This is a genomic window from Geitlerinema sp. PCC 9228 (assembly GCF_001870905.1).
GTDB lineage: Bacteria > Cyanobacteriota > Cyanobacteriia > Cyanobacteriales > PCC-9228 > PCC-9228.
Map to the genome: position 1 here is coordinate 1 of NZ_LNDC01000139.1, position 24,554 is coordinate 24,554.

The window sequence follows — 24,554 nt, forward strand, 5'->3', positions numbered from 1 at the left end:
ATGGGCTGAGAGAACGCCAAGATGGGCTCAAATCCCGAAAATTGCCTGTCAACGCCTGTCGTCTGGGAGGCGAGTACGTCATTCCTGCCAATACCCCTCGCCCTACCTCTGCCAGTCAGTCCCAGGCATTAACACCAGCCCAGAAAGACTATTTCCAATTAAAAAAAATCCCCCAATCAAAAGTCTGGCAGAAAATGCTTCGGCGTAGCTCAGCACAAGTCCATATTTGTCTTGGGTCTGTTTGAAGCGTGGTAAAAACTAAGCCTGCAGTAGATGCCAAACAGACCAGTCAAATTTGTCCCCACTGTGGTGTCCATACAGGGAAAAAGCCGCTTTCTCAAAGAATTCATTTCTGCTCCCACAGCGGTAGGGGAACCCATCGAGACGTAGGCAGCAGCACAAGTAGTTTGGAATCGAGGTGTCGCCAGTACATCCACCACAGGGCGGAAAAATATTCGTTGAGCGTCCCTGTTGCCGGGGATGGACTAGTTCATAGCGAATCTCTTCACAGGCACACCCAATGAAGCGAGAATTTCACGAGTTCTATTCGTGAGAGTGTCAAGAACGGCTCGCCCATATCGCGAAATTCCAGCATTTGGGGAATTTTGATGGCGATCGCAGTTTTGATGGATGCCGAAAAAAGGTAGTACCATAAAGGCCAGTTCCCCGAAGAGAACAGATCGGTGGTTCCTCGCCGGAATCCTGACGAAGTTGCGCACCGGATCTGTTACTCGGGGGTCTTTAAACAGAAACCCAACGCGCTAGAAATCGTTTCGTTTGTTGTTTTTCATAATTTTTCTAGATTTTCATCGTGCCCATCGAAGCAAAAGTACACGAACAACTACGGGAATTTTTGCGTTCGGAGCGGCAAACACCGACGCTACCGCTGTCTCCTCAATGGCCGCATCATTTGACCATGGCTCGGTTGGTGGCGCGTGCTTTGCGTTTGGGTCGTAGTGCTTTGATTCAAACAGGTTTGCCACCGACGATTGCGGCGCGACATCGTTTGAGCTATTTAATGTCGGTGTTGATGTGGCCGGGTCCGGTGATTTTGGTGATTCCCGAACGCTGGCATCAGCAGTTGCTTGATGTGGAAATTCCTCGCCTACAAGATTGGAATGCGACGACCAAACCCGTGGTTTCTAGCGATCGCATAGATGAAGAGAATTTTTCGGGATTGGTGGTGGCTGCGCCAGAAGTTTGGTTGCGCGATCGTTTGTTTGGTGGCAATCGCTTTTCTCAAAACATCCCCACCATTATCGATGGGGTAGACGACCTCAAAGAATGGGCTTTTCAGCAGCTCACGGTTGCCCTCCACCCAGAAGATTGGAACCGTTTGGGGCAAGATTTACCGGATTGGAGCGATACGATTTACAACTACCGCGCCAAACTTGCCAAAGCCCTTTTCCAGCATCCCGCCAATCCCTACCAGTGCCATCTGTTGGATAACGACGAGTTGGGGATTATACGAGAGCTACAGCAACAAATAAGCGAACGCCAGCTTCCCGCAGCTTGGCAGCGCTTTCCCCAAGCACAAACCATCTCCAATTGGATGTTCTGGTCGCAGCTAGACCGGGCGTACGGCTATTTTTCCCTATTTGCCGCACCAGTGGAGCTAGCCAGTTCCTTGCAATCGGTTTGGCAGCAGCAACCGGTGGTCCTCATTGGCGGGTCTTTGGAACCGGATACCCAAGCACCCCTATTTCGCCAGCAAATTGGCTTGCCAGATGTGACCTGCGTGAAGTTTTCTCCTGACCGCCACCACGAACCCATCCAACTTTACATGCGCGATGGGTTACCTTTGCCCAACACGCCGCGTTTTCGCCATGCGTTGTACGGGGAAATCCAGCATTTGTTGGCTTGGCAAAGCGAAGCGGATAGCGGTTTGGCGGTTATTGTGGTGGGGGATATTCCATTGAAAAAACAGGTAGGGTCTGCTTTGGCGGCGGAGTACGGTTCCCGTGTGCATTTGGAGTCCACAGCCTGCGGCGATCGCGATATTTTGGTTACCGGTTGGTCATTTTGGCGGCACCACCAAGAGGTTTTGCCCACGCCCAATTTGCTGGCGATCGCCACCCTCCCCTTCCCTTCCTTGGAAAATCCTTTGGTGGCAGGGCGAGTGGCCTATTACAAACGCCAGCGGCAAAATTGGTTTCGACTGTATTTGTTGCCAGAGGCGCTGCAAGAACTGCAAAGAGCGATCGCACCGGTGCGATCGGTGCAGGGGGTTGTGGCTTTACTTGACAATCGAGTTCTCCATCGCAGCTACGGTACGCAGGTGCTATCGGCTTTAAGCCCCCACGCTCGCTTGCATGACTTGCTACCTCCTAATGGGTGATTTCCTTCGTACATACACCCGCAAAAATGTCGGGGTAGTGCCCCCCGTGCCTACCCCGACAAGAAAGCAATTACGGGGAGTTTCCCCTACAGAAAGATTGTGGTTTCCCTAGGTTGGATTTGGTATCAGCCCTTTCGCTGGTTAGCAGTTACGGAACGAGTCGCACACGGAGTCTGACACGAGACCAAGGCTGGATCAACCGAACAATCATCAACATGAAGGTCAATTCATCTCCAGTGATTTGATTAGTTGATGCCAGCCTGTTTCCCCAAATTTCGGCACCATTTCCCCACAAATAGGCAGTGGAAGAAATTTTTGGCGCTAGAACCTACGGAGGCGATACCATCAAAATATGGAAGTTACCATCTTCAGGATGGGCTATCTGGTGTACGATGTAATTTTAGAAAAATTATGGGTGAAGCAAAACGTCGCAAAGAAGCTTTAGGCGATAAATACGGCAAAGAACCTTATATTTTTCCTTGGTTGCCTCTGACCAAGACGCAAGCTAAGCGCTTTGTGAAATGGACCACCAGAGGGGCTTGGGTTGGTATTGGGATTTTGGTGGTTACCTGGGTAACGGTTTTGTTTATTGGACCTGCCCTGGGATGGTGGAATGTCGCTCGATAAGCGATGTGCCACCAATGACCTGCCTACCACCTAGCTCAAAGTTAAAGTAAAACTTAAGTTTCGCTCGCTGGGGACGGAACCTCCGTCTCCCTTTCTTTGCTATGAGGGAAAAGCAGGCGTTTAAAATCACCAAACAACCATTTGTTTATTTTCCTATATAGTTTTATAATAAAATCAAGAATTCTTGAGGAACAATCTCAGAAACCGGCCATTCCTAAGATTGGGGGAATAGAGCGCCAACCCATGGCAAGTTCCCATAGAAGAGCATCTCTATGGCTTCCACATTGGGGGATGCACAACCGTAGTAAAAGCCTACGTGCGTACCGCTTCGGCAGCGCGGTAGATTGGCAACCGTGTTGTTTAAAATACTTTCCTTTTGGGGAAAGTTCGTTAAGGTGTTGCTAGAACCGAAAGGGTTGGGCATCCTACAAGCAAGATGATGGGAAGCCAGATGGGTTGTTAAGAAAAGATAAGAAAGTTTTAAAATGATTCAGGTGTAGTCACTCGGAGGAGCAAATTGTTTGTACGACTTGCAGAACAACATCGTCAATTCGTGAAAGACCTCGTCATGAGCTTGCAGGCGCTAGCCACAGTCCTAGAACGCCGTGGTTATCTGGCCTCCTGCTACACCTGTGGAGGGCAAATGAACAGTGCTTCCTTCATGGTCAGCTTGGGAGACAACCACTTAATCCGTTTTCTAGTGTCCGACTACGGCATTACTTGGACGGAGATGCACGACGACCGGGAGTTAATGAAACTCGAAGGTGCGGAAGCCATCAATCAGTTGCAGGAACTGGCCAACACGGTCAAAAATGAAATGTGCGCGCAAACTCAAGAAACTGTAGCTACCCGCTAGCACAGTGGATAAACGCCACGTTTCCTGGGAAAATTAAAAGTAACAGACCCCATAACCGTTGGTTGGAAAATCTATTTGCCGACCTTCCTTCAAACCAGGAAACCCTCGTTCGAACTATGAGCAACGTCAATGCTAGATGGCAGCATCGATTCGTGCAGACCAATCAGGTACGCCTGCACTACGTCACCCAGGGAGAAGGGGATTTGGTAGTTTTGTTGCATGGATGCCCGGAATTTTGGTATTCCTGGCGCTACCAGATTCCCTCCTTGGCGCGTTATTTTAAAGTTGTCGTTCCCGATTTGCGCGGCTATAACCAATCGGACAAACCCCAGCAAGGGTACGATTTCGATACCCTCAGCCAAGATATTCAAGGATTGATTGCTAGTTTGGGATACCAGAGCGCCCACGTGGTCGGTCATGACTGGGGAGGCGCGATCGCTTGGCATCTGGCACACCACGGACCCCAATGGTTGCAAACCCTGACCGTCCTCAACGCGCCCCATCCCAAAACCCTGTGGCAGGAAGTAACCGGCAACCTCGACCAACTCAGCAAAAGCTGGTATTTCCTAGCCATGCAACTTCCCGGCGTTCCCGAATGGGTACTGCAAAATAATTTATCCACCTTCGTCACCAACCTATTCCGCGGACTCGCCACCCGCAAAGGGGCCTTTACCGCCGAAAACCATCAGATTTATCAAGCCGCTCTTGCCAAACCTGGTGTTATTTCTGCCGTCGTGCAGTGCTATCGCTACCTTTTTTCTCCACAAACTTGGTGGCAAAATCGCCGTCAGTGGCAACATCCCATTTCCGTTCCTACGCTGGTATTGTGGGGAGAAGATGATTCCTTTTGGAGCCACCAAATGACCGCTGGTTTAGGCGAGTTGTGCGCTGCTCCCTTCCAACTCAAACTCATTTCCCAATGCGGCCATTGGACCCAGCAAGAAGTTCCCCAAACCGTCAACCGAGAACTGTTGCAGTTCTTGCGTTCCAGTGAGTCCCTACCTGCTGCGGTTTCCTAGATGGGTAAGCTCCCTGTTGGCCAGCTACCCTCCTGAAGCTCGCTGAGGTAGGTTGGGTACCCTAAAAATAGTGCGGTAGCGACTGGTTGTAGCACAATCCCTCTAAATTTTAAGTTCCGTTCGGATTGAAAAAATAGAACCAGACGATCGCCAAAAGAGCTTTCTTCTCTAAGCTAGAATATCGGTAACCCAACTTTAGGAATCGCAATTGCAGCGATAACGTCAAGGACAACCTATTAGGAAGTAGCAGTTTTTCAGATTATGGCGCAGTCCAAACGTCCCACCCCACCACCGCCACCACCACGCCCGCCAGCACCTCCTGGTGGTGGCAACAAAGCCAAAGGCAAATCAGCCCCACCGCCCAGCAACCGACAGGCAGCCCCCCCTCCTCAATCCCCCAGCGAAGATCGCAGCGACGGGCAACCAACCCTGAAAGATATTATTAAAAGGGCAGAAGAAGAAGGCTGTTCCGATATCCACGTAGGCGTGGGAGAAGTGCCTCGCTTTCGCAAACGGGGCGATATCACGCCCATTGAAGAGTATCCAGAAACCGATCTGGATACCTTCATGAGTTGGCTGCGGGAGATCCTGACCGATGACGAAATCCGTCAATTTCAAGAAAAGCTAGACTTTGACGGTGCTGCCGATTTGGGATACGTCCGGGTCCGGATCAATATTTTTGACTCCTTGAGGGGACCTTCCATGGTATTGCGGCTGATTGGTGCCAAAATCCTCACTATGGAAGAGTTAAAGCTGCCCCCGGTTTTTAAGGATATTTGCCACGCCCACAAAGGGTTGATTTTGGTGACTGGACCCACAGGGTCTGGAAAATCCACAACCATGGCTGCCATGTTTGATTATATGAATAAAAACATGGCTCACCACATTATTACCATTGAGGACCCGGTGGAGTTCGTGCACAAGAGCCAAAAATCCCTCATTAAACACCGGGAAGTGGGTCGCCACACCCTGGAGTTTTTCAACGCTCTGAAAGGAGCGCTGCGACAGGACCCCGACGTGATTTTGGTAGGGGAAATCCGGGATGCGGAGACCATGAAAATTGCCTTGAAGGCGGCATCCACCGGTCACTTGGTGGCTGGAACCCTGCACACCAACAGCGCCGTGAAAACCATCGAACGGATTTTGGGGATGTTCCCTCCTCACGAACATGCTGCGGTTCGCGTTTCCTTGGCAGAGTCTTTGGTGGCTATTATCGCGCAAGGCTTGTGTAAGACAACAGATGGAAAAAGGGCTGGGTTCCACGATATTTTAATCGCTACCGATGCGATTAAAGAATATATTATCGAAGGGAAATTGGATGAAATCGAACCTATTATGTTGCGTGCGGAATTTGAAGGCATGACAACCATGAATAAATCATTACTCAAGTTGTACCAAGAAGGGCGTATTACCGAAGAAACTGCTTTGGAAAAATCGCCTACGCCTAATGAAATGGCGCAGTTCTTGCGAGGCAGGGTCTAGGGGAAACTTCCCCACGCCAATCGCGGACAACAACTGGCCGTCAAGCAACTGGCTGCCCCACAGTTTGGGGTTGCGGTCATCGGCTGGTTGGTTCGTACTTCCTTTTGTTCCAAACGATCGCAATCACCCAATCCATATCTTGAGCGAAGCGACATCAAGCTTGCCGCGAACCTATAAAGGAATCGCCCTATTTACGCCAGGAGGCGATCTGGTTTATGGGATCGATGCCGAGAAACAAGGTCAGTGGCACTTACAACTTTGTTTGGCCCTGCAAAGACTTTTAGGCTTGCCCGAACCACCTCATTTCCTGATTCCGTGCTATACGGCAACCGTAGACCGTTGGATCGACCCCCAGACGCAGAACGTACGTGTGTATGCGGAAGCCTATCCGTTGGTCTTGCGGTATCGGGCGCTTTTGAACTTGCTGTTTGACGATCGCGATTTGATTTGGCATCCGGCACCGCGAACGGAGGAAACCTGCCATCCCTTGGTGTTGCAGACCTATCGCGATCGCTTTGCCCAGCTTTGGGAATGTCACGACTTGGTTGTGAAGGTAGATGCCCAAGGCAAGTTGTGTTACACGCCCTCAGAACCTAGCTTACCACCAGAAGCTTCGCAAAAGTCCAACACATCAGGGTGCGTTTTTCGTTTGTTTGTCTCCGGTTATAATAAGCTTACAGAAACAACCTTAGCTCGCCTGCACGACGTTCTAGAAAAATCCCTAGGATGTCCCTATACCTTGAAAATCATTGATATTATCAAGCATCCGGAAGAAGCAGAAAAAAATCAAATTTCAGCTACACCTACCTTTGTCAAGGTATGGCCACCGCCAACCCGTCGTTTGGTAGGCGAACTCAAAGAAGAAGAGTTATCCCAATTGATTCGCTATTTAAGGCTATAGTTCCGGTTATGCGGGGAAATTTTCTTATTCTGCGGATGTTTGGTTTTCTGTAGGCAAACCTAGGGTGGGGCTTAAAACTTGAACAACGCCATCTAACTCACTGCGTCTCGCTTCTGTAGCTGAGACCAGTAGCATGAGAACGTTACTATTTTCTGCCTGTTTGGCAAAGATTCTGCCATAAATGGGTTGGGTGTTTCTGCCCTTTGTCAGGGTTCCTTCCCAAGGAATGAGGATACTACCATCGGGAAGGCGTTGTTCTGCTTGCGGGACAAAGCCTTCTCCCCTTTGGAAATATTCAACGCTAATCTGAGCTAATGCCCCAGCCGACAATTCGCGATCGATGGCGCGGGGTTGTACGGCGACTGTATAGGCGAGTTCCCCATCAGAAGATTCCACCAAAGTTACATCTCGGATGCTTCGAACGCTGAAATCTTCTAGAAGTCCCACTTGAAACCGATTGTCGGGGTCAATATAAGGGGAATCTTCTTGGTTGAGGGGAGGACCAGGAATTTCAAGCATTGGCGTTGTTGCGGGGGTTTGCGTACCCCTTCCCCCAGTGGGAGAAGGAGACGGGGTTGGCGAGGGAGAAGGAGAGGGAGAGGGAGAAGGAGACGGGGTTGGTGAGGGAGAAGGAGAAGTTTCTGGCGAGGGAGAAGGTGAGGGAGAAGGAGAAGGAGAAGTTTCTGGCGAGGGAGACGGAGAGGGGGTTGGTGAGGGGGATTGGGCTTGTACCAATTCACCCAGCGAGAAAGTATGGGCAGATTCTCCGCGATGCCAGGGTTGCTCCATGAAAACGATCGCCAGTGCCGTTATCAACCCTAACGCGATCGGCCACCATCGAGTTCGGTTCACGGTTCCTCCTAAAATTTTTCGTTGATGGGCTACAAACGTGGGGAATAAAAAACTTTTAGATCGACTACGGTCTACCCAAAACGGCAGGATTGCCAAAATCAAACAAACCAGCAACGCAGCCAGTCATAAGCGTAGCCAGCGTACCTGCCCACAAAGCTTTAACGCCGAGGGAAGCTACTTCCGATCGCCGCGAGGGAATCAAACCAGACAACCCACCGATAAAAATTCCATAAGAGGCAAAGTGGGTAAAGCCACAGAGAACGTAGCTAACAATCAGCATCGTGCGATCGCTAATTTCCCCATTGCGAGAAAGTTCGGCAAGTTTCAAATAGGGAGGAATGCTGGTTTCAAACAATCGCCTGCCGATGAGGGTAGATGCTTGCCAGAGTTCTTGCCATTCGATGGAAACCCCCGTAAAAAACGTAAAAGGCAAAAACAACATGCCCATCAAATTGGCAATCGTTATTTGCTGAAAGATGTTGCCAATGGCATTCACAATGGGATTGTCGCTGGTGGCCATCCCTGCCAAACCGTCAAAGAAAGCATTCACCAAGGCAACCAAGCCCAAAATAGCGATAATGGTGGCAGCGATACCGACAGCCATTTTTACCCCATCGAGGGCACCCAAAATCAGACTATCAATGGGATTGGGTTGTTTTTTGGATTGGGAAGCGCTTTCTTGTTCGTCTTCCTCTGCTTCGTCTTCCGATTTTTCTTCGGGAATATGACCTAGGGTTTTGGGTGTATCGGTTTCCGGCACCAGCAATTTAGCCATGACAAAGCAAGCGGGGATGGTCATGATGGAAGCCGAGACCAAATGTCCGGTAATGGCGGGAAAGGTAGGACGTAAAATTCCTGCATACAGAGCCAAAACCGAGGAAGCAATGGAACCGAAACAGCTACTTAAAATAGCGCACAGTTCGCTGCGGGTCATATCCAGCAAAAAAGGTTTCACCGCGATCGCGGATTCAATTCCCACAAAAATATTGGCAGCACCAGAAAGAGATTCCGCACCACTAATACGCATGGTTCGCTCAAACAGCCAGGCAAATCCCCGCACCACAGGCTGAATAATGTGCAGTCGGTAGAGTAGAGCCACCAAAGCCGAGAAAAAGATGACTTGGGGGAGAGCGCGAAAAGCCAGGATATAACCAGTTTCGATATTATCCGCTCCCAAGGTATCCCCGGGAATCGCTACATAAGGAACTCCCACAGCTCGGACGATCCAGCGACCTGCAGGTCCGGGACCTGGTGGTGGTTCGTTGGGGTCGGGAACAAATAAGTCGGTAAAGAGAAATCTAGAACCAGCTTCTGAGGCGTCTAGAATGACATTTAACAAATTGTTAAGCTGAGCGATCGCGTCTCGGGTGGGCAGTACGAAAACCAACAATCCCACAGCCATTTGCAAGCCAATCCCCCAAACAATCACCTTCCAGGGAATTTGGCTGCGGTTTTCCGAACCCAACCACGCCACGAAACACAAGAAAACAATTCCTAACAAGGAAATCAGGTTAACCAAAGGGTGCATGGGCAATCTCCTCTTACCAGCGGTTTCAACCAGTCCCAGATGGCAGGTTCACGGAAAATCTTCGATACGTTTGCCAGCCCTGTCGCTTTAGCGCCGGGAGGAAAAACGAACAGCGACTAAAGTCGCCTTCCCCACACTCACCGAGAGCGAAAAGAGGTGCAGTTTCCGCTTTCGGTGTTCTAGCCGGAATCGCCTACCCTGTACAGCGTCATGTTTTCCTCGCCCATATTTTTCGGGCTGGTCGAGCGAACGGCACAGCCTTCCCCCTGGTAGGGCGGTTGAACCGTTAACGGCAGGGCGACAAACACCGAAAGCATTTGTAGGTACCATGACCCTAAAAACGTAGCCCCAAAGGGCGAAGGGCTGGTCAGCTACCTGAAACTGGAGGCATGAAGCCCCCGTGCTTCAGCCAGGGGTGCTGACGAAGCGCCTTGGTGTTGTCTATTCTCAAAAAATTATCAATCCAAAGCTCAAACAAATACTATCAAATTCAGTCAAGTTCGGGAGGTTTTTTGTGGAAAAAGGGGCGTGGGATAGTATTGCCATAATTTTCTAATTTCCTAATTTCCCACCCCCGGCACGCCTACCCTGGCAAAGTTGCCCGCGCTCTTTGCAAAGCTTCCCGAACTTGGTCGAAACCAGTGCCGCCGTAGCTGTTGCGTCGGGAAACAACCGTAGAGGGAGCAATGGCTTCGTAAATATCGGATTCAAAGGCGGGATGGAGTTCTTGCCATTCTTGTAGGGAGAGGTCTTTGAGGAGTTTGCCGGAAGCCAGACAAGTTTTGACGACTTGACCCACCAAATTGTATGCCTGGCGAAAGGGAACGCCTTTGCTGGCTAGATAATCAGCCACATCGGTGGCGTTGGAAAAATCGCTGGTGACGGCTTCAGCGAGGCGGGGGTTGTGGAACGTAATGCCTTCTGCCATCAAAATGGTCATGGCTTCCAAACAGGCTTCGGTGGTGTTGGTGGCGTCGAAAATAGCTTCTTTGTCTTCTTGTAAGTCTTTGTTGTAAGCCAGGGGGAGTCCTTTTAATAAAACCAACAGCGACTGCAAGTGCCCAAAAACGCGCCCGGTTTTGCCGCGGATAAGTTCGGGAACGTCGGGATTTTTCTTTTGCGGCATGATGCTGGAACCGGTGGCGCAGCTGTCTTGGAGGGTAACGAAGTTAAATTCAGTAGATGCCCACAGGATAAGTTCTTCGCTCAAGCGGCTCAGGTGGGTAACAATCAAACTAGCGGCGTTGAGGAATTCTACAGCAAAATCGCGATCGCTAACGCCATCGAGGCTGTTTTCGTAGGGGCAGTCGAAACCTAACAGTTCGGCGGTATAATGTCGGTCAATGGGAAAAGTGGTTCCGGCAAGGGCACCACATCCCAAAGGGGAAATATTGGTACGCCGGCGTACGTCCTGCAAGCGTTCCACATCTCGCTGAAACATTTGAAAGTAAGCCAGTAAGTGATGGGCGAGGCTAATGGGTTGGGCGCGTTGCAGGTGGGTGTAGCCGGGGATGATGGTTTCGACGTGCTGTTCGCCCAAATCCACTAGAACGGTTTGCAACTGTCGCAGTTGCTTGTGGATGCGATCGATACGATCGCGTAGGTACAGGCGTAGGTCGGTACCGACTTGGTCGTTGCGCGATCGCCCGGTGTGGAGTTTTTTCCCGGTATCGCCGATCGTTTCGGTTAAGCGATGCTCTACGGCGAAGTGAATGTCTTCAGCATCTATCCCAGGTTGAAATTCGCCGCGCCGGTATTCCTGACGAATTTGTTCCAAGCCAGAAACCAACTGTTCCCCTTCTTCTGGGGAAATAATCCCGGTTTTGGCGAGCATTTGGGCATGGGCAACGGAACCGGTGAGGTCGTATTCAATGAGTTGAATATCGAATCCAATGCTGGCATTAAAGCGTGCGATCGCTGGATGCAAGGCACTTTCAAATCGCTGGCTCCAAGTTTTTTGGGGCTGTTGCGTCACGTTTTCCTCCGTTGGCGATAGGATGGTCAGTGGTTTCAATGGTGAGGGGGGGTGGAAGGGGCTCTCCCAAGCCAAAATTCAAACGCGGAAAATTCCCCGAAAAAACCACCCAATAAAAATACCGATGAGCAATGCCCAAACTTGACCACTTTGCACAAAATTTTGCCAAGCATTGACCACATCGGCGATCAGATCGGGTTGATCCTGTTGGGCAAACACCAGCCAATCCAGCGGCACAGAGATGGTTGTGGTTTGGAGGGATTCTACGGCAGCAGCAGCGGTGGGTATGCTTGCCGCTAAAGAGGCGCTCAAACCTAGCAACCACCAGCGAGTACGTTTCACGATTGCCCCCTTGTATAAAACCTGTGATACCTGGAAATGTTTTGACCACATAATAGAAGAAACTGAGGCAATTTTAGGATAAAAGTTGGCCAAAATTGTTAAATTTTTCGGGGTTCTGGAAATCGTTTCCCATCAATTTTGCCGGCTGCCAGTTTCCAGCAATTCCACCACTTGCCGATCGCCATTAAATTCAGCGATCGCGGCGGCGGTCAATCCCCCATAATTGCGGTAGTCGGTTCTCGCCCCAGCTTGTAGGAGCATTTGGCAGATTTGGGGATGGCCACGGGCAGCTGCCCACATGAGGGCGGTTGCCCCCAAGCGATCGCGGGCGTTGATGTCTGGATGGTAAGCAAGTAAGGCTTCTACCACAGTCATAAGGTTCCGTTCGGCAGCTTGGATGAGGGGCGTTTTGCCCCCTTCCAGGCGTACGTCGGGATCGGCACCAGCAGCGAGCAGTCGCGAAACCAAATCTACCCGATGGCTGGCAATGGCGATCGCCAGGGGAGGTTCGCCGGCACTTGACAAATTGGCATCGGCATGGTACGCAAGTAAAATTTCCACCGTGGTGCGATCGCCCTGCCAAACGGCAACCAGCAACGGCGTATCTCCCTGACGGTTGCGGCGATTGGGATCGGCACCGCACTCCAGCAGCAGTTGGGCCATATTGGCGTATCCTGCCACCACAGCCAAATGCAGGGCCGTTTCGGCTTCCAGATTTTCGGCATTGACGGCGGCACCAGCATCAAGCAAATATCTGGTAATGGCTTCGTTACCGTTGGCGACGGCAGCCATGAAAGCAGTTTCGCCGTCGGGATTGCTAGCATTGACCTCAGCACCAGCTTCTATGAGGGTTTTGACCATTTCTAGATGTCCGCGATTGCCGTAAGGAGAGGTGGGGGCATCGATAGCAAGCATTAACAGGGTATCCCCTTGTTGGTGCTGTTGGTTGGCAGGGGCACCGGCTGCCAGTAAAGATTTCACGACCCCCAAACGGCCATTTTCGACGGCTACTTTTAACGGGGTATCGCCATCGCGATCGCAGGTGTGGGGATGGGCACCGGCTGCCAGCAATACCTGCACGGCTTTTTCGCGACCGTTGGCGGCAGCTGCCATTAAAGCCGTACTGCCGTCTTCGTTGCCGAGATTGACATCAACCCCGTAAGATAAAAGCAGCTCCATCGCATCCACAGCGCCGCTAGCGGCTGCCAGCATGAAAGCGGTAACGCCGTATTCGCTGCGGGTTTGGTGGGGATCCGCCCCAAATTCCAGCAATACCCGCACAATTTCGGTATATCCGGCGGCAGCGGCAAACATGAGGGGCGTGGTACCTTGGCGATCGCAGCAGTTGGGCTCGACTTGTTGCTGCAGCAAGGTGCGTACTTGTTGCAAATTGCCTCCCTGGGCAGCTTGCAGTAAGGATTGGGCAGAAGAGGCTTTCCAAACCACGGCTGGTTCCTTTTTTGCTATTGAGGGGACGGGCAGATACTTCCACCTCTGAGGCAATTGTACGCACTTTTTCGCTGACAATTGACAAAAGATTTATAATTAATTTTTGTAAAGACTCGAACAATAAGTTCTTGCCGACGCTGCGCAAACGCTACTGGGAGATTCACTATGAGTATCGAGCTACCAGAATCGGTTCAATTTGGGATGAATTTCGTTCATCCGGTCCTGATGTGGGTGGTTTTGGCGATCGCTTTGTATGCTTTTTATCTAGGCAGCAAAGCACGTCGCACGCGCCTAGCCCAAGGAGAGGAGAAAAAAGAACTGGTCAAAGGCAAATACAACGTTCGGCACTTCCGCATTGGTTCCCTCTTGTTGGCTCTCATTGTGTTGGGTGCCATTGGCGGCATGAGCGTTACCTATATTAACAACGGCAAGCTGTTCGTTGGTCCTCACTTGTTGGTTGGCTTGGGCATGACTGGCTTAGTCGCCATTTCCGCAGCACTTTCTCCCCTCATGCAACAAGGGCAAACTTGGGCTCGCTATACCCACGTTTCCTTAAACATGGTTTTAATTGGCTTGTTTGCCTGGCAAGCATTTACCGGTATTGAAATCGTGCAAAAACTGCTGGGCAGCATTTAATTGCCATCACCCAAGCTTGGTTTGCCCCATTGTCCAAAGACATATAATTAATGAATTCTTAGCGAAGGAACTAGCCAGTGGTTCCTTCGCTTTCTTGATTGGCTGTTTCTGCTTGATTTTCACCAGCAATTTGGGAAACTTGCCGGCAAATTTCTGCGTATTTTTTCTTTTTCGCCATTTTCTTAAATATTCTTAAACGCTCTTCCCCCAAATTTCCATGAAAGTCTTCCTGCACTTTGTGAGTAAGTCGATAGGAAACTTGGCAAACAATTTTAGCCAGCAACCGATCGCCAGTTTTCCGAATCAACGACATGGGGAGTTTGTGAATAAACTTAGGAAATCGGACCCCTACTTGCAACAGCAAATGCCACTGGACTCTAGTTTTTTCCATAATTTCGTCGCCGATTGCTGCCAAATGTTGAACATCTTCAGCATCCGTTTCCACCAGTTTTTGTTCGGCTTCGAAGTTGGCGATATAACCAGGGGGCGTATAATTGGGAATGGAAATGGTGCGAATACGATACACGCCTCGGTCTTGCGGCAACAATTCTAAGCCAATTTTGGGTTCTACCTGATACCCCAAAGCGCCAAACCGACCGATGGTCAGGGCATATCCATTTTCGCCTAATGGTTCCGCTTGCATGGGATGGGCGCAGCGACGAAACCATTGCGGATGATCGTCAAAATATTCGGCGACGGTGCCTATATCCGCATACATATCCATACAGCCCACAAACTCTCCGCCAAACCAAATGGGTTCGTTGCTCAGTTCTTCTTCGTCTGCCACTTCCCCAGCGGTTTCTTGCTCGGTGATATACTCTTGTGCTTCCCACTCAACTGTTGTTTCTTGCCAACCATCGGTGGCAAACTCGTTATTTTTCGGAGGTTTTTCCCTCGATTGAGGGTTGGTTGCAGAAAAGCGATCGCTGGATGGAGATTGCATAAAATACCTTGCTGGATAAAATCGACAGACTAAATCAAAATCGACCACGAGCAGTTTGGGTCGTTTTCTTTCTATAGCCTAACGTAGCAACCCGCATAGAAACTGACCCAACGTCCCCAAAAATTCAAAAATCCTTTAAAATCTATGCCAACCGATTCCCATCTTGATGTAAAGTTACGTATGTATTGGTTTTTATGAAGGTATTGGTAGCTGGAGCCACAGGAGAAACCGGTCGCCGGGTAGTGCGGGAACTTGTAGAACGAGAAATTCCCGTTCGTGCCTTTGTCCGCAACTTGGAAACCGCCCAGACGATTTTACCGCCATCTGCGGAAATTGCTGTGGGAGATTTGCTCGACCGACGTTCCATGCAAAAAGCCATGGCAGGTTGTACGGCGGTGATTAGTGCCATTGGCGCTAGACCCAGTCTGGACCCGGGTGGTCCTTGTCGGGTAGACTATGAAGGGACGAATAATTTGGTACGGGTTGCCCAGGCACAAGAAATCGATCGCTTTGTGATGGTTTCTTCCCTGTGCGTTTCTCGCTTTTTCCATCCTTTAAATTTATTCTGGTTGGTACTGTTTTGGAAAAAACGGGCTGAGGATTTTTTAAGAAACAGCGATTTGAACTATACGATTGTCAGACCCGGAGGGTTGTCAAATACGGATAGCGATTTACCTGTGAAAATGAGCGGTGCCGATACCTTATTTGGTGGCAGTATTCCCCGCAGTCAAGTGGCGAAAGTATGTGTGGAAGCGTTGTTTTCCCCAGAATCGCAACGGAAAATTGTGGAGGTGGTGGCTACCGCCGATGCTTCGCCTAAGGAAATTTCGGCATTGTTTGCTGGTGTGTCGTAAGGGATAGAAAATGACTTCGTTAGGGGCAATTTGCGAATTGTCCCGACCATCTTAGTTAATGAACCACAAAGGCACAATTAAAGTTCTTCTGTCTTCTTAACAACAGCAAAACAGCAAAGTGGCTTGCATACCACAAAATGAAAAATTCGTCAAGGAAAATGCGATCGCGAAGCGCCTGGTGAAGGAGAATCACCTTTACAAAAATACATGCAGATAGGGGGAATAGCAAAAATTTCCGTCCCCAAAAAAATTTCGTTTCTCTCTACCAAAATATGGGAAATACAGCGCCAACTTTTCCGTTGAAGATAAAATTTTCCACAAATCGCACCCAATACTATACTTTCGGATTTTACTATTTTCCATCCCCATGGGTCAAGCGGCGAATTTTCGTGACTAGTTGACAAGATTCTCAATTATTTCGCAGCGCTCTCTGGGGGAATTTTTCGACAGAGATTGGAAATACCAAACATTTAACTAGTAGCGATTAGGTTTAAATTATAGATACGCCACCCGAAAGTTGCACCGTAGCGATCCAAACTTGCAAACCAAGGAAAACAATTCCAGTAGGGGCAGTGCCCCGTGCCTGCCCTGTTTGAGCTATACAGTTACTTTCAGATTGCGCAATGTAGCCAGAATTTGGTCTGGTTCCAAGCGTTTGGTATAGTCAGCCTCTACAAAAGCGAGGGCAATTTTGCCATTGGTATTAACCACATAAGTAGCTGGCATAGGAAGTTCAAAGCTTTCGTCACCGTTGTGTGCCGCCAAATCAATGCCCAAACGGTCGTAAACCGGACACAAATATTCCGGAACTTGAAAAACCAAGCCAAATTTTCGTGCCACCTGATTGCCTACGTCGCTAAGAACCTCAAAGTCTAAATTATATTTTTCTTTTGTTGATAGAGAATTATCAGGAGTTTGCGGCGAAATGGTAGCCAGGGAAGCGCCAAACTTTTGAATATCTGGCAGAGTATTTTGCAAAGCACGCAATTCTAAATTGCAGTAAGGGCACCACTGACCGCGGTAGAAGGAAAGAACCACAGGACCATTTTGCAATAAGGTTTGCAGCTGTACGGTATTTCCTGTGGCGTTGGGGAGGGTAAAGTTGGGAACGGTGTCTCCTTCTTGCAGGCTGTGTTCGGTAATATGGGCTTTTTCTAGTTCGGACTTGGCTTGCTGCATCTTGGCTTGGGAATCTTCGGGTATTTGGTCCTGGAGCTTCTGGTTGAGATTGGTAAGTTCCTGGCTGAAATTCATAGAATACTCCTTTTTGAATGATTATTCCAAAATAATCAAAAAATAAAATAAATTGGCGGCGAAATGACGCAGATGGTTTACTGCAAAACTGATAAGGTAACGCGAACCACCTTTCGCATTTCCTCTGGATCGGGATTGACGCGAGACATCACGCGCAAGCCTTGCAAGCTGGAAGTTAGAAAAGCCGCGATCGCTTCTCGGTCAAGTTTTGGGGAAATTTCTCCTTGCTGTTGGGAACGCAGCAGCGCCTTTTGAAAAGCTTCTTGGACTTGCTGGAATGTGCGTGCGATTTGCTGCTGGATTTCCGGGTCGTGGGAAGCCAGTTCCACCGCTGAGTTGGTAATCAAACAGCCGCGGCGTTGGACATCCGCTACCGCTTGGTCTACAATCTCGTTAAAGCGATCGCAAATGGCCTGTTTCGCAGCATTGGGTGCTTCCAGTGGTTTGACAATGGTGGCGAGGACGGTTTCCTCGTACAAAGCTAACGCACTTTCAAACAAAGAACGCTTGCCGCCAAAGGTATCGTACAAGCTGCCTCGGTTGATGCCCATATTGTTGAGCAAGGTCGTGATGGACGTTCCCTCGTAGCCGTATCGCCAGAAGGTTTCCATCGCTTTTTCCAAGGCGGCTTGTTGGTCAAACTGCTTGCATCTGGCCATGTCCGCTTGCTTGGCTTTCTATTTTCCACGGTAACGATTTTGGAACGAATAGTCAAATTCACAATTGAGGACCGATTATGAATTGACAAGCGATCGCGGGGAGGGCCGTTGCGCTACACTCGGAAAACGAGCCATGCAACATAAGGTAGGGTAGCCAATTTTTTTATGAATGCCGCTATTCGTACGATAAAAATTCTCAAACAACCCACATCCCAGGCTTGGATTGACCAAGCGATCGCCAACATAGACACAATTCTACTCGATCATTCCCACTGCGAGAAAAAAGCAGCGGGAAACGCCCTGCGACTCATTTGCCGCTATCCTTCCCACGAGAAACTAGTACGCCAGCTAACAGCATTGGCAAGGGAAGAACTGGAACACTTTGAAATGGTCAACCAAATTCTTGAAGAGAGAGGGATTCCCCTACAGCCGCTGCCGCCACCCCCCTACGGCGAAACCCTCATTTCCAACGTCCGTGGGGAAGAACCCCAAAGATGCTTGGATTTTCTGCTGGTTTCGGCATTAATCGAAGCCAGAAGTCACGAAAGGTTGGGATTGCTGGGTCAGTACTGTCCGCAGGAAAAGCTAGCGAAATTTTATCGCGGATTGATGGCTTCCGAGGCGCGTCATTATGGAATGTTTTGGTTGTTAGCTGTGGAAAGCTTTTCCCGCGAAGAAGTGGATCGACGCCTCGACGAATTGGCAACGGTAGAAAGCGAAATTCTATCTACGCTGCATCCGCAACCCCGGGTTCACAGTTAGAGAAAACTAGAGAAAACACAAAGCAAAGATCTCTTGGGAATTAAAAGCTTGTCAAACCACGATGGGGTAGCTGGTATCATGGCCAAGTCAGAATACGAAGGCTATACGAGCAAAAAAGCGATCGTTCGCTTGTGGGAAAAATTTGGCAGCGCCGGTGTTTACAAGCAAAAAGCACAATCGATTCTGACAAAAGCAACTGGCTACATTGGTAGTTACGATTTCACCTTAAACCCTTATCGGGGATATCAGTACGGATGCAGTTATTGTTATACATCAGCTTTTCGTCCCAATCCCCGCATGCGCCGCAACTGGGGAAAGTGGGTACTGGTAAAAGAAAATGCTGTTCAAAGACTGGAAACAGAATTAGCCATGTGGTTTGACAAGCATCCCCAGACACCACCCAGCATCTATATGAGTTCGTTGACCGTTTAAAGACCCTTTCACGAATAGAATTCATGAGAGGGTCAAGCTATGGCATTCCTATGTTGCGGGGGTACGTTCCCAGAATTTCAATTGCAGTAATGCCTGTGTTGCCAACGCTGCCGGAAGACGAACCAGCCTTTCTGCATCGGTTGCAAGTGGCAGTTTCATGCCAACAAAAACCAATCTTTGGTGGCAGTGACCCGCCAAGAGGCAGAGGGGATTAAGCAGCGGTATGCTTGGTGGTTCGAGCGAAAAAACGAACGCTATGAGGCGTCTAAAGAGCGATGGTTGCAGAAATTAGAAGGTATTGTAGATGATATTCAAGAAGGCAGGCAAGGATTTGGTTATGATGAATCCAGTGGTGAATTGGTAGCGATCGCTAGCGAAAGGTTTTTCAAAAATTATATATTCAGAAGGAAGCGATCGCCTCTAACTCAAAATTCTCTATTTTACTTGCTCTGAAACTCAAACCCATTCTCTTGAGCGTATCGCTGTAAAAAGCGCATCACCCGTTCCCAGACCTCCTGAGAGCGAACTTCAAAAGAACACTCCGTTCGAGACGTTTCGTCATCATCAACCAGAATAATGCGAATATCGCTGGGTTCCACGCGAATATTGCCCTCCTCATCCACCAGCCACAGATGCTCGATTTTATTAATATAGCTGCGTCCAAACTCCAAAGCCTTTAAATTCTTAAAAGAAAGAACCACAATTTTATTATCGGAACTTTTCCGCTTGCGCAAGCTAACATCGCTAATCGTTTCGTTCAAACCTTCAATAAACTGTACGGTAGCTGTCATATTCCTTTCCTCCAAAACACAATCGAAAGTTCGGCTATTCCCCTACCAGCAGCTTCTCCCCATGCTGGCGCTGCCATGGGAGGACCCTTCCCCAACACCAGCTAGCAGGTCAAATACGCTACAATTCCAAAGAGTTGCCAGTTGAGTTGCTACCAACGGAAAATGCTAGAAACTTTGCAAACCCAGTTATATCAGCTACAGCAGTTTGCCGATAACTTAGTATCCAGCCAACTAGCCGATTTAAATTGGGTTAGTGTCGCCGTCATCTTTGCCGCTGGATTGCTAACCAGTTTAACCCCTTGTATGTTGTCCATGCTACCAATCACCATTGGCTACATCGGGGGATACGAAGGACAAAGTCGCGCGCAAGCCGCGGTTCAATCCACTTGGTTTGCTTTGGGATTGGCAACCACCCTTGCCGGTTTAGGCATTCTTGCCTCCGTCTTTGGAAAAGTGTACGGTCAAATTGGGGTAGGATTGCCAATTGTAGTCAGCGCGATCGCGATCGTTATGGGATTGTATCTATTAGACGCCATTCCCATCCCCTTACCTTCCCTTGGCGGAACCGAATGGATTTCCCAAGAATGGCCGCGGGGTGTGCGTTCCTACCTGTTAGGCTTCACCTTCGGTTTGGTCGCCTCTCCCTGCAGTACTCCCGTTTTGGCTACCCTACTCGCCTGGGTCTCCACCACCGGCGAACCCATCGTTGGCGGTGGACTGCTGCTTGCCTACAGTGTAGGATATGTAGCACCGCTGATTTTAGCAGGAACCTTCACAGCCACCCTGAAAAAATTGCTCAGTTTGCGCCAGTGGTCTGCTTGGATTACCCCCACCAGTGGCGCTTTATTGGTCGGTTTTGGAGTGGTTTCCCTGCTCTCTCGCCTAGTACCGGTTCTGTGAATTTGCCATGACTGCCAACAATACCACTTCTTTTCCTGACTGGATTTTCGTCATCCCTAGATTTTGGAAGCGGGAACTGCTGCCGCTGCTAGCCAACTTACGGCTGGCAATTGTTTTGCTGCTGCTAATTGCCGTCGCTAGCATGTTCGGTACCGTCATCGAACAAGGGGAAAGCGTTCAGTTCTACCAAAACAACTATCCCGAAGAGCCAGCTGTATTTGGCTTTATAGATTGGAAATTCATTCTCACCTTGGGGTTGGATCGGGTGTACCGAACCTGGTGGTTTTTATCGTTATTAGTCTTATTTGGCAGCAGCCTCACCGCCTGTACCTTTACCCGCCAGTTCCCTGCCTTAAAAGCTGCGCGTCGCTGGCAATTTTATCAAGAACCCCGCAAATTTCAGAAATTGAGCCTCAGCGTTTCCGATACCTTGCAAGGCATTGATGCGTTGGAATCTCACCTACAGCAACGCCGCTATCGGGTGTTTCGAGAAGGCGATACGATTTATGCGCGTAAAGGGATCGTGGGTCGTATTGGTCCGATTGTGGTCCACGCTAGCATGTTGTTGATTTTGCTGGGTGCCATTTTAGGCAATATGACCGGCGTGATGGCGCAGCAGTTGATTCCCAGTGGCGAAACGCAATCCATTGATAATATTGTAGATGCCGGTCCTTGGTCGCAACCACAGCAACTGAGTCAGTGGTCGTTGCAGGTGAATGATTTTTGGATTGATTATACTCCAGAAGGTGATATCGACCAGTTTTACTCGGATTTATCGGTATTGAACTCAGATGGGGAACCGGTGGCTAACAAGCAAATTAAGGTAAACGACCCACTGCGGTATGCTGGCTTTACGGTATATCAAACGGATTGGTCTATTGATGGGATTCGAGTTCGGGTGAACAATAGTCCGGTTTTTAAGCTACCGATGGCGAAACTCAAGCAGCCAGGGGAAGGTAGAACTTGGGGAACTTGGATTCCCATTAAACCCGATTTTAGCGAAGGGATTTCTATATTGGCGCAGGACTTGCAAGGGACGCTGGTGGTGTACGATAAACAAGGAAAGTTGGCTGGTAGCGTTCGAGTTGGTAAGTCGATTGAAGTTGAAGGGGTGACGGTCAAGGTATTGGATTTGATTGGCAGTACTGGCTTGCAAATTAAGACTGACCCCGGAATTCCTCTGGTGTACGGTGGTTTTGCTTTGCTGATGCTGGGTGTGGTGATGAGTTACGTTTCCCACTCGCAAATTTGGGGATTGCAGCAAGGGGATAGCTTCTATTTGGGAGGTAGAACCAACCGCGCTCAAGTTGCTTTTGAACGGGAGTTTTTAGAAATTTGGGAACAGGTGCGACAAAAACAGAATTCCTCAGCTTCCGCTTAGTTTAGCAGGGGAAGTTGCGATCGCGATCGCATTTTTCTAGGATTTAGATCGCTGTTTTTGGGACAGGCATCGTCGATACTGATTGCGTTGTAAGTTGCCAAGTCTATGTATTCATACGATGTCTGCTTGCTTCCCTGCGCCATTAGCGAAATGTGTGCTCAAGCAGCAAGAACGGGAAAAGTTACTGTAGCTGACCGATACGGTCTCATGGCAGCAATTTTAGACGAAAAGCTCAATAATGAAGAACGTCGCGCCATCAATCGCCTTTTATGGGCGATCGTCCGTGGTAGGCTAAAAGTGGTATCGGAACTATCCACCGAAACGACCCATTTTCCAGAAGGTTCCTTTGCGTTTCCTTGCCAGCATACAGAAATGCCATCCTCCTTTTCCCAAAGATATATATCCACAGGCAAATCGGTTTCCTAGCCCTTTGAGGGATAAAATTGTTTTTATAGATAGCTGCCTCAAACCTGCTGCTAGCAGATAGCCAGGTGAATGGTGCAAAAATGTAAAGAAGTGTTAAGATACTCAATTAAAGAAAATTAACCAGGGACTCTAGTTTTAGAGTCCTTCCTATTTTATTATGTGGTTTGTTTTTGCTCTCTTTACGGCTATTTTTGCTTCCCTGCGAGATTTGGTTAGCAAACAAGCGTTACAGCGGATTGGCGACGAATATATTATTACCTGGTCTTCGCGTTTTTTAGCATTACCGTTCTTTTTGCCTTTGCTATTTTATCAGTTTTCCCAACAACCGCCAACCTGGGATGCTTCCCTAGCGGGTACCATTTTTATTGTTTTGGTTTTGCAGGTCATCTCCAACATATTTTATTTTCGCGCTATCAAACTATCCGATTTATCGATTACCGTTCCTATGATTTCCTTTACCCCTTTATTTTTATTGGCAACTTCGCCTTTAATTGTGGGCGAATTTCCTGGAAAGTGGGATATTTTAGGAATGCTTCTGATTGTTGGCGGCTCCTATATTTTAAAAATCAGAAATCAAGAGCAAGGCTACTTGGCTCCTTTAAAAGCTTTATTTCGAGAAAATGGACCGCGGTTTATGCTGGCGGTGGCGATTTTTTGGAGCTTTCTTTCCACATTAAACAAGCTTGGGGTCGAACAGTCTTCGCCAATTTTATGGGCAGCTTTAAATTCTACCGTACTGGCAACGGCCATGACGCCAATTATGCTGTACAAATCCCAGCATAATTTAAAATTAATCCCGAAAAATATTGGGTATCTGTTTGCGGTGGGTTTGTTTCAGGGATTGACGGTTCTATGCTTCATGCAAGCGGTGAAATTGACCCTGGTGGCGGAAGTGGTTTCTGTGAAAAGAACGAGTATTTTATTTTCTGCTCTTTTTGGACATTTGTTTTTGCAGGAACCAGGTATTCAAGAACGACTGACAGGCGCTACCATTATGCTGGTAGGCGTGGTGATTATTACCTTATTGTAGTTTTTTTACATTTTTGTCTGGCTGGGGAGATTTCTCAGTATAATTTAGGAGTCGGAGAGCATACAGTGGGGATCCGAACAGGGGGAAAATACTGAAATCCTACTACCTGAGCCAATCAATCAAAATCGTGAAGGTTTCTATGGTTGAGTTAAAGAACGATAATTTTGGGAAAGATAGGGACCAGGAGACAACCAGCCACAATCAAAAAATTTTTCTATATCCAACAAAATCATTCATTTACAGATATAAATGGGGGGATACGGCAATGCAAAACCAAACGAAAGAAGGGGTTCCTACTTTTGGACACAATCGCAGCTATCGGCTGTTATTATGTCTTTGTGGCGATCGCTTGCAATGGCTGTCACCAGCAGAACGGCAAGCTCTCAATCAATTTTGCATCAATTGGTTGCGCAGCGGTCAATTAAATCAGGCGACGAAAGAGTTACCACCTGGTTTGCGAAGGCGAGTTGGCGGTCGTTTTTGGCAAGCGGTTTGTATTTTGAGTCATGCTATCGGTCATGGGGAAGGTCATGCCACGGCAGAGGCGTTGACTTCTTTGACTGCTAGTTCTATTCAAAAAGCCGGAAATTTTCGGAATTTTTCCCAAAGACCGAAGTTTGAAAAGCTTTAGAGCAAAAAAAACGAGTCTTTGGCGACTCGTTCTCCATGCTATATTACGTGTGGATGCGATCGCGATTGTAAAAAACAAGCTATCCACACATTAGACAGTTATCCAGAAGCTTCCATCGAAACTTCCAGATTTTAAAGAGACTGTAGATAGTCTTCTATAATATCGGGTAGTTGAGTGAAGAGTTCTTCGCTTTCCATGGCGAACATTTCCTGGAAGAATGAAATCTCGCCTTCTTCTCCAACATAGTCTACCAACATCTGGTTATCTTCACCTTCACCAAACCAGTCGTTATCGTTGGTAAGGTTTTCTTCAATATCTTCCAATAATTCCCATTCCACGATGGAATCGTCTTCATCTTCACCAAACCAGTTACTACCGGTGATGGGATCTTCTTCACCCTCATCTTCCATATCGGCTACCGTTTCTTCCCCTTCGTAATCGGAAGATTCATCATCATCATCGGAAGATTCATCATCGTCTTCCATA

The 24,554-nt window shown here is 48.7% G+C and carries 26 protein-coding genes and 2 pseudogenes; 18 read left to right on the forward strand and 10 right to left on the reverse strand.

All coding sequences use genetic code 11. From position 1 onward, the window contains the following. From AS151_RS22575 to AS151_RS15620, 8 genes and pseudogenes are all read left to right on the forward strand, one after another. Positions 1–245: pseudogene (locus tag AS151_RS22575) on the forward strand (hypothetical protein); the annotation flags it as partial. A 3-nt stretch (positions 246–248) separates the two neighbouring features. Next, the gene (locus tag AS151_RS20925; protein WP_211517617.1) at positions 249–524 is read left to right on the forward strand and encodes a zinc ribbon domain-containing protein; all 276 of its coding nucleotides are present in this window, start codon (positions 249–251) and stop codon (positions 522–524) included. A gap of 287 nt (positions 525–811) precedes the next feature. After that, positions 812–2,338, forward strand: a complete 1,527-nt coding sequence (locus AS151_RS15595) for a helicase C-terminal domain-containing protein (protein ID WP_244533041.1) — start codon at positions 812–814, stop codon at positions 2,336–2,338. A 411-nt stretch (positions 2,339–2,749) separates the two neighbouring features. Then, complete coding sequence (locus AS151_RS15600) at positions 2,750–2,965, forward strand: DUF2839 domain-containing protein (protein ID WP_071517991.1); 216 nt, start codon at positions 2,750–2,752, stop codon at positions 2,963–2,965. Positions 2,966–3,482: 517 nt separating this feature from the next. Continuing rightward, entirely contained in the window at positions 3,483–3,821 is a 339-nt protein-coding gene (locus AS151_RS15605) for a DUF1815 family protein (protein ID WP_071517992.1), read from the forward strand. Between the two features lie 116 nt (positions 3,822–3,937). Beyond that, positions 3,938–4,840 (forward strand): alpha/beta hydrolase, encoded by a 903-nt coding sequence (locus AS151_RS15610; RefSeq protein WP_071517993.1) that lies wholly within the window; start codon positions 3,938–3,940, stop codon positions 4,838–4,840. A gap of 261 nt (positions 4,841–5,101) precedes the next feature. Further along, on the forward strand, positions 5,102–6,322 hold the full coding sequence (locus tag AS151_RS15615) for a type IV pilus twitching motility protein PilT (protein WP_071517994.1): 1,221 nt from the start codon (positions 5,102–5,104) through the stop codon (positions 6,320–6,322). A gap of 139 nt (positions 6,323–6,461) precedes the next feature. Next, on the forward strand, positions 6,462–7,223 hold the full coding sequence (locus AS151_RS15620; protein WP_071518015.1) for a circadian clock KaiB family protein: 762 nt from the start codon (positions 6,462–6,464) through the stop codon (positions 7,221–7,223). A 24-nt stretch (positions 7,224–7,247) separates the two neighbouring features. On the opposite strand, the gene AS151_RS22580 is transcribed toward AS151_RS15620, so the two are convergent. The 5 genes from AS151_RS22580 to AS151_RS15645 form a co-directional block, all read right to left on the reverse strand. After that, complete coding sequence (locus AS151_RS22580; protein WP_071518016.1) at positions 7,248–8,075, reverse strand: hypothetical protein; 828 nt, start codon at positions 8,073–8,075, stop codon at positions 7,248–7,250. 64 nt (positions 8,076–8,139) lie between these two features. Beyond that, the gene (locus AS151_RS15630) at positions 8,140–9,603 is read right to left on the reverse strand and encodes a nucleoside transporter C-terminal domain-containing protein (RefSeq protein WP_071517995.1); all 1,464 of its coding nucleotides are present in this window, start codon (positions 9,601–9,603) and stop codon (positions 8,140–8,142) included. 583 nt (positions 9,604–10,186) lie between these two features. Continuing rightward, on the reverse strand, positions 10,187–11,578 hold the full coding sequence (gene argH, locus AS151_RS15635; protein ID WP_071517996.1) for an argininosuccinate lyase: 1,392 nt from the start codon (positions 11,576–11,578) through the stop codon (positions 10,187–10,189). 78 nt (positions 11,579–11,656) lie between these two features. Continuing rightward, the gene (locus AS151_RS15640; protein ID WP_071517997.1) at positions 11,657–11,920 is read right to left on the reverse strand and encodes a hypothetical protein; all 264 of its coding nucleotides are present in this window, start codon (positions 11,918–11,920) and stop codon (positions 11,657–11,659) included. A gap of 132 nt (positions 11,921–12,052) precedes the next feature. Next, a complete protein-coding gene (locus AS151_RS15645; RefSeq protein ID WP_071517998.1) occupies positions 12,053–13,366 on the reverse strand; it encodes an ankyrin repeat domain-containing protein in 1,314 nt (437 codons plus the stop codon). A gap of 168 nt (positions 13,367–13,534) precedes the next feature. On the opposite strand from AS151_RS15645, the gene AS151_RS15650 reads away from it, so the two are divergent. After that, positions 13,535–14,005, forward strand: coding sequence for a DUF4079 domain-containing protein (locus AS151_RS15650; protein ID WP_071517999.1), 471 nt, complete (start codon positions 13,535–13,537; stop codon positions 14,003–14,005). Positions 14,006–14,075: 70 nt separating this feature from the next. Here the strand turns inward: AS151_RS15650 and AS151_RS15655 are convergent, their stop codons facing one another. Then, positions 14,076–14,948, reverse strand: coding sequence for a DUF1997 domain-containing protein (locus AS151_RS15655; protein WP_071518000.1), 873 nt, complete (start codon positions 14,946–14,948; stop codon positions 14,076–14,078). A gap of 194 nt (positions 14,949–15,142) precedes the next feature. Between AS151_RS15655 and AS151_RS15660 the strand changes: the two genes are divergently transcribed. Continuing rightward, positions 15,143–15,802, forward strand: a complete 660-nt coding sequence (locus AS151_RS15660) for an SDR family oxidoreductase (protein ID WP_071518001.1) — start codon at positions 15,143–15,145, stop codon at positions 15,800–15,802. A 597-nt stretch (positions 15,803–16,399) separates the two neighbouring features. On the opposite strand, the gene AS151_RS15665 is transcribed toward AS151_RS15660, so the two are convergent. Both AS151_RS15665 and AS151_RS15670 read right to left on the reverse strand, forming a co-directional pair. Continuing rightward, the gene (locus tag AS151_RS15665; RefSeq protein WP_071518002.1) at positions 16,400–17,056 is read right to left on the reverse strand and encodes a peroxiredoxin-like family protein; all 657 of its coding nucleotides are present in this window, start codon (positions 17,054–17,056) and stop codon (positions 16,400–16,402) included. A 77-nt stretch (positions 17,057–17,133) separates the two neighbouring features. Continuing rightward, complete coding sequence (locus AS151_RS15670) at positions 17,134–17,715, reverse strand: TetR/AcrR family transcriptional regulator (RefSeq protein ID WP_071518003.1); 582 nt, start codon at positions 17,713–17,715, stop codon at positions 17,134–17,136. A gap of 165 nt (positions 17,716–17,880) precedes the next feature. Here AS151_RS15670 and AS151_RS15675 point away from each other — a divergent pair, with 165 nt between their 5' ends. The 3 genes from AS151_RS15675 (at position 17,881) to AS151_RS22590 (ending at position 19,362) form a co-directional block, all read left to right on the forward strand. Then, on the forward strand, positions 17,881–18,477 hold the full coding sequence (locus AS151_RS15675; RefSeq protein WP_071518004.1) for a tRNA-(ms[2]io[6]A)-hydroxylase: 597 nt from the start codon (positions 17,881–17,883) through the stop codon (positions 18,475–18,477). Positions 18,478–18,525: 48 nt separating this feature from the next. Further along, a complete protein-coding gene (locus AS151_RS22585) occupies positions 18,526–18,909 on the forward strand; it encodes a hypothetical protein (RefSeq protein WP_211517618.1) in 384 nt (127 codons plus the stop codon). Positions 18,910–19,086: 177 nt separating this feature from the next. Continuing rightward, positions 19,087–19,362 (forward strand): hypothetical protein, encoded by a 276-nt coding sequence (locus AS151_RS22590; RefSeq protein ID WP_211517619.1) that lies wholly within the window; start codon positions 19,087–19,089, stop codon positions 19,360–19,362. Here the strand turns inward: AS151_RS22590 and psb28 are convergent. Further along, complete coding sequence (gene psb28 / locus AS151_RS15690; protein ID WP_071518007.1) at positions 19,350–19,700, reverse strand: photosystem II reaction center protein Psb28; 351 nt, start codon at positions 19,698–19,700, stop codon at positions 19,350–19,352. The two genes, AS151_RS22590 and psb28, sit on opposite strands and share 13 nt — an antisense overlap. A 162-nt stretch (positions 19,701–19,862) precedes the next feature. On the opposite strand from psb28, the gene AS151_RS15695 reads away from it, so the two are divergent. The 5 genes from AS151_RS15695 to AS151_RS15715 all read left to right on the forward strand — a co-directional run bounded on the left by AS151_RS15695 (position 19,863) and on the right by AS151_RS15715 (position 24,068). Beyond that, positions 19,863–20,600, forward strand: coding sequence for a cytochrome c biogenesis protein CcdA (locus tag AS151_RS15695; RefSeq protein ID WP_071518008.1), 738 nt, complete (start codon positions 19,863–19,865; stop codon positions 20,598–20,600). A 7-nt stretch (positions 20,601–20,607) separates the two neighbouring features. Then, positions 20,608–21,981 (forward strand): cytochrome c biogenesis protein, encoded by a 1,374-nt coding sequence (locus tag AS151_RS15700; RefSeq protein ID WP_071518009.1) that lies wholly within the window; start codon positions 20,608–20,610, stop codon positions 21,979–21,981. 105 nt (positions 21,982–22,086) lie between these two features. Next, complete coding sequence (locus tag AS151_RS20940; protein WP_343327436.1) at positions 22,087–22,407, forward strand: hypothetical protein; 321 nt, start codon at positions 22,087–22,089, stop codon at positions 22,405–22,407. Positions 22,408–22,564: 157 nt separating this feature from the next. Beyond that, positions 22,565–23,437: an EamA family transporter gene (locus tag AS151_RS15710; RefSeq protein WP_244533042.1), complete on the forward strand. Its 873-nt coding sequence runs from the start codon at positions 22,565–22,567 to the stop codon at positions 23,435–23,437. A gap of 265 nt (positions 23,438–23,702) precedes the next feature. Then, positions 23,703–24,068: a hypothetical protein gene (locus tag AS151_RS15715; RefSeq protein ID WP_071518012.1), complete on the forward strand. Its 366-nt coding sequence runs from the start codon at positions 23,703–23,705 to the stop codon at positions 24,066–24,068. A 131-nt stretch (positions 24,069–24,199) separates the two neighbouring features. On the opposite strand, the pseudogene AS151_RS22225 reads toward AS151_RS15715, so the two are convergent. Continuing rightward, a pseudogene (locus AS151_RS22225) lies at positions 24,200–24,554 on the reverse strand (hypothetical protein); the annotation flags it as partial.

Coding starts and splice junctions, on each gene's coding strand:
- AS151_RS15600 (WP_071517991.1), top strand. CDS start 2,750: ATGGGTGAAGCAAAACGTCGCAAAGAAGCTTTAGGCGATAAATACGGC.
- AS151_RS15610 (WP_071517993.1), top strand. CDS start 3,938: ATGAGCAACGTCAATGCTAGATGGCAGCATCGATTCGTGCAGACCAAT.
- AS151_RS15615 (WP_071517994.1), top strand. CDS start 5,102: ATGGCGCAGTCCAAACGTCCCACCCCACCACCGCCACCACCACGCCCG.
- AS151_RS15630 (WP_071517995.1), bottom strand. CDS start 9,603: ATGCACCCTTTGGTTAACCTGATTTCCTTGTTAGGAATTGTTTTCTTG.
- AS151_RS15650 (WP_071517999.1), top strand. CDS start 13,535: ATGAGTATCGAGCTACCAGAATCGGTTCAATTTGGGATGAATTTCGTT.
- AS151_RS15655 (WP_071518000.1), bottom strand. CDS start 14,948: ATGCAATCTCCATCCAGCGATCGCTTTTCTGCAACCAACCCTCAATCG.
- AS151_RS15660 (WP_071518001.1), top strand. CDS start 15,143: ATGAAGGTATTGGTAGCTGGAGCCACAGGAGAAACCGGTCGCCGGGTA.
- AS151_RS15665 (WP_071518002.1), bottom strand. CDS start 17,056: ATGAATTTCAGCCAGGAACTTACCAATCTCAACCAGAAGCTCCAGGAC.
- AS151_RS15670 (WP_071518003.1), bottom strand. CDS start 17,715: ATGGCCAGATGCAAGCAGTTTGACCAACAAGCCGCCTTGGAAAAAGCG.
- AS151_RS15675 (WP_071518004.1), top strand. CDS start 17,881: ATGAATGCCGCTATTCGTACGATAAAAATTCTCAAACAACCCACATCC.
- psb28 (WP_071518007.1), bottom strand. CDS start 19,700: ATGACAGCTACCGTACAGTTTATTGAAGGTTTGAACGAAACGATTAGC.
- AS151_RS15695 (WP_071518008.1), top strand. CDS start 19,863: ATGCTAGAAACTTTGCAAACCCAGTTATATCAGCTACAGCAGTTTGCC.
- AS151_RS15700 (WP_071518009.1), top strand. CDS start 20,608: ATGACTGCCAACAATACCACTTCTTTTCCTGACTGGATTTTCGTCATC.
- AS151_RS20940 (WP_343327436.1), top strand. CDS start 22,087: ATGTATTCATACGATGTCTGCTTGCTTCCCTGCGCCATTAGCGAAATG.
- AS151_RS15710 (WP_244533042.1), top strand. CDS start 22,565: ATGTGGTTTGTTTTTGCTCTCTTTACGGCTATTTTTGCTTCCCTGCGA.
- AS151_RS15715 (WP_071518012.1), top strand. CDS start 23,703: ATGCAAAACCAAACGAAAGAAGGGGTTCCTACTTTTGGACACAATCGC.